Here is a 9489-nt window from a genome sequence, read left to right as displayed (position 1 = left end):
CAGTTGAATTGCAGCAACGCTGGGGCGGCCAGCTCTACTGGTACGACGGCAGCCACGTCGGCCACCTGTTCTCCCGGCGTGTACAGCGGGTCACCGAGCGATTCCTGAGCGGTATCACCCAGGAGTCGAAAACCCGTACTGCCGAATGATCCGGGAGCGAACCGAATTCAGCTCGTCGTCGAGGTCATGGGCTTGTGGCACGGCGACCCACTGAAACGCGATCCCGAACACCGCCGCGGTGATGTCCTTGACGGCGGCATCGATGTCGAGATCGGACCGAACCGAGCCGTCCTCGATGCCGTTACGGAGACCCGCCTCGACCTTGATCGCGCCACTGATGAGTTGGGCCTGGACCCGTTCGCGCAAGGGGGATGTGGTCTTCGCCGCTTCGAACGTGGCAACGAACATCGCCCGCAAGAGTTCGCTGTCCTCGCCAAGGATGTCCTGTATCCGATCGAAATGCGCGAGGACCTGCTGCATGCCAGTCGTGCTGGGATCGGGTTCCGGGTTGAGCCGCTTCACATACTCATGAAGGAAAACTTCGAGGATGGCGTCCTTGCTGCCGTACCGGGCGTGCACCATGGCGCGGCTGTATCCCGCCCGGCGCCCGATTTCTGCGGCTGTGGTCGCTTCCCAGCCCTTCTCGACGATCAGCTCAGCCGCGGCGTGCAGCAGGCGGCGGTTCGATAACTCCACGCGCTCGGGCTGCGTCAGCCCGCGTACAGGGGACGGCACGGTTGCATTTTAAACGCTCGACAACTATGTTAGTTGTTTATCGTCAAATATCTTTCAGGAGCTCGATGGTGACACTGGCCGAAGCGCGCGTGCCGCGCGCAATCGACGAAGTGACTGCCGGGTGGCTCAGCGAAGCGCTGCGCGCAGACGATGTCGCGCGGAAACCGATGGTCATCAGCGGCATTCGCGTCGAACAGATCGCACAGGACAGCGGATTCTCGTCGTTGCTATACCGGCTCCACCTGACGGGCCAGCCCGGCGTGCCGTCGACGTTGATCGTCAAGCTGCCCGCCCAATCCGAGGCTCGCTGGGCGATGGACATGCTGGGCGGCTACCGGCGAGAGCTGGCGTTTTACCAATACGTTGCCGGCAGGGCCCCGATAAACACACCACATGTCTACGCCGCCGGGATGGTCGAGGACTCAGCGGATTTCGTGCTGGTGCTCGAGGATCTGCGAGACTGGGACAACGCTGATCACCTGGCCGGACTGTCCATGCATCAGGCTCGGTTGTGTATCGAGCAGCTGGCCGGCATGCACGCCTGGTCGGTCACCGCCACCGATCCCACGGCGCTCGACGCGTTTCCGAGCCTTGATACGCCGATCGCACGCGAAATACTGCATCCCGCCTTCGAGCTCGGATGGCGCGTGTACCGCGACAGGTCAACGGTTGCGGTTCCCGACGCGGTGGCAAAGTATGCCGATCGGTTCGTCGAACTCGCCCCGAAAGCGCTGGCCGCCTTGACGGTACGGTCGATGTTGCTGCACGGGGATATCAGGGCCGACAACATGTTCTTCGACGGGGACTCGCTCAAGATTGTCGATTTCCAGTTCGCATCCCGGGGTGCCGGTGTGGCCGACATCGCTTACCTGGTGAGCCAAGGCTTGCCCACCGAGGTGCGTCGTGGACACGACGAGCACCTGGTCCGCGAGTACCTCGTGCGGCTCGCCGAGGGCGGTGTCGTCGACTACTCATTCGACGAGGCGTGGCAGCACTACCGCTTCGCGGTCGCCTATCTCATGCTGCTCCCCGTCATCACCCTGGTCGGTTGGGACACGATGCCGGAACGCTCACGCGCACTGTGCCTGAAACTAACCGAGCGGGCGGTGGCAGCGATCGACGAAATGGCCGCGATGGAGGTCTTCGAATGAGTCCCGCAACCCGCACCGCTCGCGAAGTGGTGGAGCTGTACAACCTGGTGGTCTGGAACGAGCGCAACCTGGACCTGGCCGAGGAGTTGTTCGGCGACAGCGTCATCCGGCACGAGGTCGGAGAGGCGCAGACGCTGACCCACGCCCAGGCGGTCCAGCGGGTGGCCGACATGTGGCAACGGTTCGACAGGCTGCGCTTCGACCTGAATATCGTCGTCGACGGCGACGACGGCGAGCACGTCGCGATCGTCTACGACTCGTCGATGACCATGAAGGACGGAACCGAGACCAACGTTGCGAGCATCGAGGTGTTCCGGGTCGTCGACGGGAAGATCACCGAGGTCTGGAATTGCGGTTACAAGCAAGGGGTTTGGAAATGACCAAGACACTCGACGAATTGGGCTACTACCTACTGGCCGGGGCCGGTGGTGAGGGGCCGGCGACCTTGATGGACGAGGCGCGTCGGGGCGAGGAGTTGGGCTTCGGCACCGCATTCATCTCCGAGCGGTGGAACGTCAAGGAAGCATCGTCTCTGGTCGGTGCCGCGTGCGCGGTAACCAGCCGGATGCAAATCGCGACCGCCGCAACCAATCACAACACCCGTCACCCGCTGATCACCGGATCGTGGGCGACCACCATGCATCGGCTTTCCGACGGCCGGTTCACCCTAGGCGTCGGCCGTGGGATCGCCGCGATCTACGGGGCATTCGGCATACCAGCGGTGACGACCGCGCAGATGGAGGACTGGGCCCAGGTCATGCGCCGGCTGTGGCACGGCGAGGTGATCTTCAACCACGACGGGCCGATGGGCAAGTACCCCATACTCTTTCTCGACCCGGACTTCAACGAAGACATCCGACTGGCGCTGGTGGCCTTCGGGCCCCACACGCTCGCGCTTGGGGGCCGGGTTTTCGACGACGTCATCCTGCACACTTATTTCACCCCGGAAACGTTGCAGCGCTGCGTCACAACCGTCAAAACAGCCGCGGAAGAAGCGGGCCGTGACCCGGATAGCGTGCGGGTGTGGTCGTGCTTCGCCACGGTTGGTGATCATCTGCCCGAGCAGCTGCGACTGAAGAAAACCGTCGCGCGGCTGGCCACCTACCTGCAGGGGTATGGCGACCTGATGGTGCAGACCAATAATTGGGATCTCGCTGTGCTGCAACGGTTCCGGGAAGATTCGGTGGTGACCTCGATCGCCGGCGGGATCGACCACAAGGCCACCCCGGAGCAGATCGAACACATCGCCACCTTGATTCCCGACGAGTGGCTGGAGCCGTCGGCGACCGGGTCGGCCGCGCAGTGTGTGGCACGCATTCGCAACGAATTCGGCTACGGGGCCGACGCGGTGATCATGCACGGCGCGACCCCCGACGAACTCGAGCCCGTCGTCGCGGCGTACCGAGCGACCTGATAGGAAAAGGTATGTCGCAGTACTTGAAGGAAAAGGTCATTATCGTGACCGGCGCAGCCAGCGGCTTCGGCAAGCTGATTTCGGAAAAGTGTGCCGCCGGTGGGGCGAAGGTTGTCGGGGTCGACGTCAACGTCGAAGACTTGAATGAGGTCTTCGGGAGCATCCGGGCCGCTGGTTTCGAAGGCACCACCCACGTTGCGGACGTCACCGACATGGCCCAGGTCCGCGCGGCGAGCCAACATGCCCTCGACACCTACGGCCGCATCGACGTGATCGTGAACAACGCAGGCGTGATGCCGCTGGCATTCTTCGCCGACCACGAGCGTGCGTGGGAGAAATGGCACAAGGCGATCGACATCAACATCAAAGGCGTCGTCAACGGCATCTCGGCCGTCTACGACACGATGATCGAGCAGGGCCGAGGCCAGGTCGTCAACATTTCATCCATCTACGGCAACGCCGGGACCGAGGGCTCAGGCGTCTACAGCGCCACCAAGGCGGCAGTCGATGTGCTGTCGGATTCGTTGCGGGTCGAGGCCCAAGGCAGGATCAAGGTGACCACGGTCAAGCCGACGGGCGTCCTTGGAACCAATCTCGCCGGCGGGGTCGTCAACGAAGCGGCGATCATCGGCATCGCCGGGCAGAAGGGTGCACAGTTCGTCGAGAATGTCGGCAACTTCCAAAACGGAGCCCTTCGACCCGAGCAGACCGACGTGGACTCAGTGGAGTACTGGCTGATCACTCCCGATGACCTGGCGAACGCGGTGGTACATGTCATCGATCAACCCTGGGGAATCAACATCAGCGACGTGACGGTGCGAGCCAGCGGCGAGAACTACGTCTGCTGACCCTCAGGGCATGATGACGGTCCGGCTCACCGGCTCGGCGGCGGCTTGCCGGCTGGACAGGCCCCGCCGCAACGAAGCCAGCAGCGCGTCGCGGGTTTCGCGGGGATCGATCAGCTCGTCGAAACCCATGTGTTCGGCCGACCGATACGACGCCTGTAGCTCGGCTTCGCGCAGCTTGGTCGTGAGGTCCTCGCCGGCGTGCGACGCACGGCTCAACGCCGCAGCGCTCATGGCGCCCATCGTCGCGCCGGGATAGGCGAAGGTCGCTGACTGGTTGTCGAAACTCAGCAGCGACATCACCATCGAGCCGAACCCGTAGGCCTTGCGCAGGGTGAGGTGCAGCTTCAACGTGGTGGCCGCGGTCTGGGCGGCGAACATCCGCGCGCCGGCCCGCAGCACGCCGGTGCGCTCGGACCGACTGCCGGGCAGCATGCCGGGGTTGTCGGCGAGGAACACGATCGGCAAGTGGAACGAGTCGGCCACCGTGATGAAGTGCGCTGCTTTGTCCGCGGCGTCGGCGTCGATGGAGCCGGCCAGCACCTTGGGCTGGTTGGCGACCACCGCGACGGGGTGGCCGCCCAGGTGGGCCAGCGCACAGATCATCGCCTTGCCGAACTGCGGCTGGACCTCGAACCAGTCGGGCCGGTCGAAGACCACGTCGAGCACTGCCCGCATGTCGTAGACGCGGCGGTTGTCAAGGGAGACGATGCCGAGCAGCTCCGGTGTCTGCCGCGGTTCGCTAGTCTCGTCAGCCGGCAACGGTGGCGGGTACGACCACGCGCTCGACGGGAAATACGACAGGTAACGGCGGATGTCGTCGAGCACGGTCTCGTCGTCCTCGGCGGCGTTATGGATCACGCCGCTGGGCAATGCGACGTCCGGTCCGCCGAGGTCCTCCTTCGAGATGTCTTCTCCGGTCGACTCTTTGACGACCGGGGGGCCGGCGGTGAAGATGGCGCCCTGGGAGCTCATGATTCGGAAGTCGCACACCGGTGCGACCAGCGCGCCGTGTCCGGCCGAGGGGCCAAGGACGGCGGCGACAGTCGGAACTCGGCCCGAGCACTGCGCTTGCGCGAGTAGGTCGGTCGGGCTGCGCCCGTAGTGCCCGCCGGTGGGACGATAGCCGGCGCCTTCGAGCAGCATCACCAGCGGAATCTTGTCGCGTAGCGCCAATTCTGCGATGCGGTAGCGCTTGGAGTTGCCGCCCGGCCCGATGCTGCCGGCCATCGTGGTGAAGTCCTCCGCGCCGAGCATCACCGGCGAGCCGTTGATCAAGCCGGAGCCGACGACGATCCCGTCGGCGGCGATCTCTCCGCCCACGAGCGTGCCGAGTTCGCGGAAAGTACCCGGATCAACGAGGTGATCGATCCGCGCTCGGGCGTCGAGCTTGCCCTTGCCGCGGTGTTTGGCAAGCCGGTCCGGACCGCCCATCGCCCGCGTGTGCTGACGGCGACGGTCGAGGTCGTCGAGCGTCTCCTGCCAGTCGGGGGACTTCGTCATGGGCATGTCCTCACTCGTCGGCTGTTACGTACCGAATTGCTTACTGTAGCGTCAGCGAGAGGGAGGCGGCCAGCGGCCGAGTGACGAGATGGAGATGGATGGGAGATGGAGTAGCGCGATGGGGATCCGGTTGACGCCTGACGAGGCGTGGGAAGCGGTCGGTGCGGCGCATACCGGCATTCTGACGACTCTGCGCCGCGATGGTATGCCGATTGCGTTGCCGGTGTGGTTTGTCGTCGAGGATCGCACGGTAGCGATGATGACTCCGTCCGGCACCAAGAAAATTGCGCGCGTCCAGCATGATCCCCGGGCGTCGTTTCTCGTCGAATCGGGGGAGCGCTGGGTTGACCTGCGCGCCGTTCATCTCACCGGACGGGTGGAGATCGTCCGGGACGCCACGGCGAGCTCGCGAATCGAGGCCGCCGTCAACGACAAGTATGCGGCGTTTCGTGCACCCGTTGCCAGCCTGCCCGCGGCGACCCAGACGTATTACGCGAGTCAGGTATTTCTACGCTTCGTGCCAGACGGCCGAATCCTGACATGGGACAACTCCCGCATCGCAATGACGAAGTCATAACGAAGTAGCTGGTGCGACATGGCTTTTGCGGCCATCGGGATAGCCGAGATTGACCCTACCGAATAGCTTACTGTAGCTTCACAAGTATGAGCGCCACGCCGGCGTCCGGCCTCAGGGTCGACGGGGGCATCTTCACCGACCTCGCTCGGGTGCCGGAACTGGCCGGCGCGCTCGAGCGACAGGGCTACGACGCCTGCTGGACCGGCGAAATCAACCACGATCCGTTTCTGCCACTGCTGCTGGCGGCCGAACACACCACCCGACTCGGGGTGGGCACCAGTATCGCGGTGGCTTTCGCGCGCAACCCGATGATCGTCGCCAACCTCGGTTGGGATCTGCAGGCCTACTCGCAGGGCCGGTTCATCCTCGGCCTGGGCACCCAGATCAAGCCACACATCGAAAAGCGATTCGGTATGCCCTGGAGTCATCCGGTGGCCCGGATGCGCGAATTCGTGGAGGCGCTGCACGCCATCTGGTCGGCCTGGAAGGATGGCACCAGGCTGCTGTTCGAGGGTGAGTTCTACACCCACAAGCTCATGACGCCGATGTTCACGCCTGAGCCGCAACCATTTTCGGTGCCCAGAATCTTCATCGCCGTTGTCGGCGAAGCGATGACCGAGATGTGCGGCGAAGTCGCCGACGGCCTACTGGCCCACGCGTTCACGACGAAGCGGTATTTGCACGAGGTGACGATGCCGGCGGTGCAGCGTGGCCTGCTGCGCTCTGGTCGTGATCGGCGGGCATTCCAGGTGGCGTGTCCGGTGTTCGTGGTGACCGGCAACGACAACGCGGAATTGCGGCTGGGTGCGGCCGATGTCCGCAAGCAGATTGCCTTCTACGGATCAACGCCCGCCTACCGCAAGGTGCTCGAGCTGGACGGTTGGGGGGCTGTGGCGACGGAGTTGCACCGACTTTCACTGCAGGGGGAGTGGGATGCCATGGGAGCTCTGATCGACGATGAAATCCTCGACGCCTTCGCTGTCGTCGCGACGTACGACAAACTCGCAGGCGCGCTTCGCACCCGCTGCGAGGGCGTCATCGACCGAGTCATGCCGGCGTTTCCCCGCACCGTTCCCGCGACAACTATCACCGCCGTACTGAAAGAGTTGCGTCAGTGAGGAGCTGCCCATGAGTACGCCGACGATGGACGAATCCGCGAAGGTCCTTGCCGATCCGCTGGCATATGCCGACGAGCCGAAATTGCATGCGGCGCTGGCTTATCTGCGTGCCAACGCTCCCGTGTCCTGGGTCGAGGTGCCGAATTACCGGCCGTTCTGGGCGATTGCCAAACATGCTGACATCATGGACATCGAGCGCGACAACGTGTTGTTCACCAACTGGCCGCGCCCGGTTCTGACGACGGCGGAGGGCGACGAGCTGCAGGCCGCTGCAGGTGTGCGCACACTGATTCACCTGGACGATCCGCAACATCGGCTGGTGCGCGCGATCGGCGCGGATTGGTTTCGTCCGAAGGCGATGCGGGCGCTGAAGGTTCGCGTCGACGAGCTGGCCAAGAATTACGTCGACAAGATGATGACGGTGGGGCCCGAATGCGACTTCGTCCAAGAGGTCGCGGTCAATTACCCGCTCTACGTGATCATGTCGCTGTTAGGGATCCCCGAATCGGACTTCCCGCGAATGCTCAAGCTCACCCAGGAGCTGTTCGGAAGCGACGACAACGAGTTCAGACGCGGCAGCTCGAACGAGGATCAGCTGCCCGCATTGCTCGACATGTTCCAGTACTTCAACGCTGTCACCGCGTCGCGTCGTGAACACCCGACCGAGGATCTCGCGTCCGCTATTGCCAACGCCCGCATCGACGGCGAACCGTTGTCCGACATCGACACGGTGTCCTATTACCTGATCGTCGCCACCGCCGGCCACGACACCACCAGCGCGACGATCTCGGGCGGCTTGCATGCTCTCATCGAGAACCCAGACCAGCTCCAGCGGTTAGGCGAGCACCTCGACCTCATGCCGCTGGCCACTGAGGAGATGATCCGATGGGTCACTCCGGTCAAGGAATTCATGCGCACCGCCGCCGAAGACACCACGCTGCGTGGAGTCCCGATCGCGGCGGGGGAGTCGGTGCTGTTGTCGTACGTGTCCGGAAACCGGGACGAAGACGTCTTCGAGGACCCGTTCCGCTTCGATGTTGGCCGCGATCCCAACAAACACTTGGCATTCGGTTACGGCGTGCATTTTTGCCTGGGTGCAGCGCTGGCCCGGATGGAGGTCAACAGCTTTTTCACCGAGTTGTTGCCGCGGATGAAATCCCTTGAGTTGACCGGGGCGCCGCAATTCGTGGCCACGACGTTCGTCGGCGGACTCAAACACCTTCCCGTTCGCTATCAGCTCCACTGAGCATGGTTAACAGTAGGCAAACGCGGGCCCTTGATTAGGGAACACCGTCAGGCGGAAATGCCAAATAACTTTCAATCTGACGATCTCCCGTGATAGACCCACGGATAGTGGATACCCCTAACGGCTTCGTGGGAGGAACTAACGTCATGGCTGTCGCACGGTGCATCACCGCCACCGCCTTTCTTGCCGGTCTCGCTCTCGGACTTGCCGCCCCCGCCGGTGCGTGGGGACCGGCCGGGCCTGCACCATTTCCCGCTGACTTCCAGACGGACGGCCACTACATAGGGACTCAGATAGACCCAAAAACCGGTCAGCCGCTCACGATCGAGGGTCAGCCGGTCACCAACAATTGGTACTTCACTCCCTGCGGTGACGGATGCGCCTCAGCAGCTCACACGCCCGGTGGACCGCCGTTGGGGCAGTATAATTTGGTGAATGGCCAATGGGTGCTGGACACCACCGATGAGGCAGAATGCCCGGACGGTACCAGGGTTCCCAACGCCATTGCTGCCCACCGCACGTTGGACCCGAACACCCTCACGGGCGCGATCCAAGAAACCAGCATTCAGCCCGCCTGCGGCAATCCATCCGGGGCGTCAAAGACTGTTCACTTCCAGCTCGCGCTGGCGCCCTGACCCAGCGGCCCGAATCCGCGCCCGCCGGCGAGGTCCACTCCTAAACTCGCACCATTGCGACGATGGTGTCTGAGGATGCGGGAGCAAGCCTGTGCTGGGTGTTCATCATGCGGCGATTTGCACCGCCGATGTCGAGCGGTCGATGAGATTCTGGCGAGAGGGGCTGGGATTCACCGAACTGTTCGACCACACGTTCCGCGGTAACTGGCCGGAGCTCTTCGGGGCCGGCTCGGATCAGCTACGGTCGATATTTCTGGGTGATCCG

General features: G+C 63.6%; 11 protein-coding genes and 1 pseudogene. 10 read left to right on the top strand and 2 right to left on the bottom strand.

Going from position 1 to position 9489, the window contains the following annotated elements:
• Positions 1-149: pseudogene (locus VNW74_RS11960) on the top strand (alpha/beta hydrolase); the annotation flags it as partial.
• Here the strand turns inward: VNW74_RS11960 and VNW74_RS11955 are convergent.
• Positions 115-735: a helix-turn-helix domain-containing protein gene (locus tag VNW74_RS11955; RefSeq protein ID WP_325677011.1), complete on the bottom strand. Its 621-nt coding sequence runs from the start codon at positions 733-735 to the stop codon at positions 115-117. The pseudogene VNW74_RS11960 and the gene VNW74_RS11955 overlap by 35 nt on opposite strands.
• A gap of 65 nt (positions 736-800) precedes the next feature.
• On the opposite strand from VNW74_RS11955, the gene VNW74_RS11950 reads away from it, so the two are divergent.
• Genes VNW74_RS11950 through VNW74_RS11935 form a run of 4 tightly spaced genes read left to right on the top strand, consistent with a single transcriptional unit; the run spans position 801 to position 4148 of the window.
• Positions 801-1886 (top strand): phosphotransferase, encoded by a 1086-nt coding sequence (locus tag VNW74_RS11950; RefSeq protein ID WP_325677009.1) that lies wholly within the window; start codon positions 801-803, stop codon positions 1884-1886.
• Entirely contained in the window at positions 1883-2266 is a 384-nt protein-coding gene (locus VNW74_RS11945) for a nuclear transport factor 2 family protein (RefSeq protein WP_325677007.1), read from the top strand. The genes VNW74_RS11950 and VNW74_RS11945 overlap by 4 nt, the downstream gene beginning before the upstream one ends.
• Complete coding sequence (locus tag VNW74_RS11940) at positions 2263-3300, top strand: TIGR03857 family LLM class F420-dependent oxidoreductase (protein WP_325677005.1); 1038 nt, start codon at positions 2263-2265, stop codon at positions 3298-3300. Before VNW74_RS11945 ends, VNW74_RS11940 begins: the two co-directional genes overlap by 4 nt.
• A gap of 11 nt (positions 3301-3311) precedes the next feature.
• Positions 3312-4148: an SDR family oxidoreductase gene (locus VNW74_RS11935; protein ID WP_325677003.1), complete on the top strand. Its 837-nt coding sequence runs from the start codon at positions 3312-3314 to the stop codon at positions 4146-4148.
• 3 nt (positions 4149-4151) lie between these two features.
• On the opposite strand, the gene VNW74_RS11930 is transcribed toward VNW74_RS11935, so the two are convergent.
• The gene (locus VNW74_RS11930; RefSeq protein ID WP_325677001.1) at positions 4152-5648 is read right to left on the bottom strand and encodes an acyl-CoA carboxylase subunit beta; all 1497 of its coding nucleotides are present in this window, start codon (positions 5646-5648) and stop codon (positions 4152-4154) included.
• 118 nt (positions 5649-5766) lie between these two features.
• On the opposite strand from VNW74_RS11930, the gene VNW74_RS11925 reads away from it, so the two are divergent.
• From VNW74_RS11925 to VNW74_RS31880, 5 genes are all read left to right on the top strand, one after another.
• Positions 5767-6225, top strand: a complete 459-nt coding sequence (locus tag VNW74_RS11925; protein ID WP_325676999.1) for a pyridoxamine 5'-phosphate oxidase family protein — start codon at positions 5767-5769, stop codon at positions 6223-6225.
• Between the two features lie 86 nt (positions 6226-6311).
• Positions 6312-7343 carry an LLM class F420-dependent oxidoreductase gene (locus VNW74_RS11920; protein WP_325676997.1) on the top strand — a complete coding sequence of 344 codons (1032 nt, stop codon included), beginning with the start codon at positions 6312-6314 and terminating at the stop codon, positions 7341-7343.
• A gap of 25 nt (positions 7344-7368) precedes the next feature.
• Positions 7369-8589, top strand: a complete 1221-nt coding sequence (locus VNW74_RS11915) for a cytochrome P450 (RefSeq protein WP_325677013.1) — start codon at positions 7369-7371, stop codon at positions 8587-8589.
• Positions 8590-8735: 146 nt separating this feature from the next.
• On the top strand, positions 8736-9224 hold the full coding sequence (locus VNW74_RS11910) for a hypothetical protein (RefSeq protein WP_325676995.1): 489 nt from the start codon (positions 8736-8738) through the stop codon (positions 9222-9224).
• Positions 9225-9315: 91 nt separating this feature from the next.
• Positions 9316-9489 (top strand): VOC family protein (locus VNW74_RS31880; protein ID WP_414686664.1); only part of this gene is annotated, 174 nt, incomplete at its 3' end.

The organism is Mycobacterium sp., from assembly GCF_035570115.1.
GTDB lineage: Bacteria > Actinomycetota > Actinomycetes > Mycobacteriales > Mycobacteriaceae > Mycobacterium.
Note: the sequence above shows the minus strand (reverse complement) of the source record. Positions and strands in the feature narration are given on the sequence as shown.

Coding starts and splice junctions, on each gene's coding strand:
- VNW74_RS11950 (WP_325677009.1), top strand. CDS start 801: ATGGTGACACTGGCCGAAGCGCGCGTGCCGCGCGCAATCGACGAAGTG.
- VNW74_RS11945 (WP_325677007.1), top strand. CDS start 1,883: ATGAGTCCCGCAACCCGCACCGCTCGCGAAGTGGTGGAGCTGTACAAC.
- VNW74_RS11940 (WP_325677005.1), top strand. CDS start 2,263: ATGACCAAGACACTCGACGAATTGGGCTACTACCTACTGGCCGGGGCC.
- VNW74_RS11935 (WP_325677003.1), top strand. CDS start 3,312: ATGTCGCAGTACTTGAAGGAAAAGGTCATTATCGTGACCGGCGCAGCC.
- VNW74_RS11930 (WP_325677001.1), bottom strand. CDS start 5,648: ATGACGAAGTCCCCCGACTGGCAGGAGACGCTCGACGACCTCGACCGT.
- VNW74_RS11925 (WP_325676999.1), top strand. CDS start 5,767: ATGGGGATCCGGTTGACGCCTGACGAGGCGTGGGAAGCGGTCGGTGCG.
- VNW74_RS11920 (WP_325676997.1), top strand. CDS start 6,312: ATGAGCGCCACGCCGGCGTCCGGCCTCAGGGTCGACGGGGGCATCTTC.
- VNW74_RS11915 (WP_325677013.1), top strand. CDS start 7,369: ATGGACGAATCCGCGAAGGTCCTTGCCGATCCGCTGGCATATGCCGAC.
- VNW74_RS11910 (WP_325676995.1), top strand. CDS start 8,736: ATGGCTGTCGCACGGTGCATCACCGCCACCGCCTTTCTTGCCGGTCTC.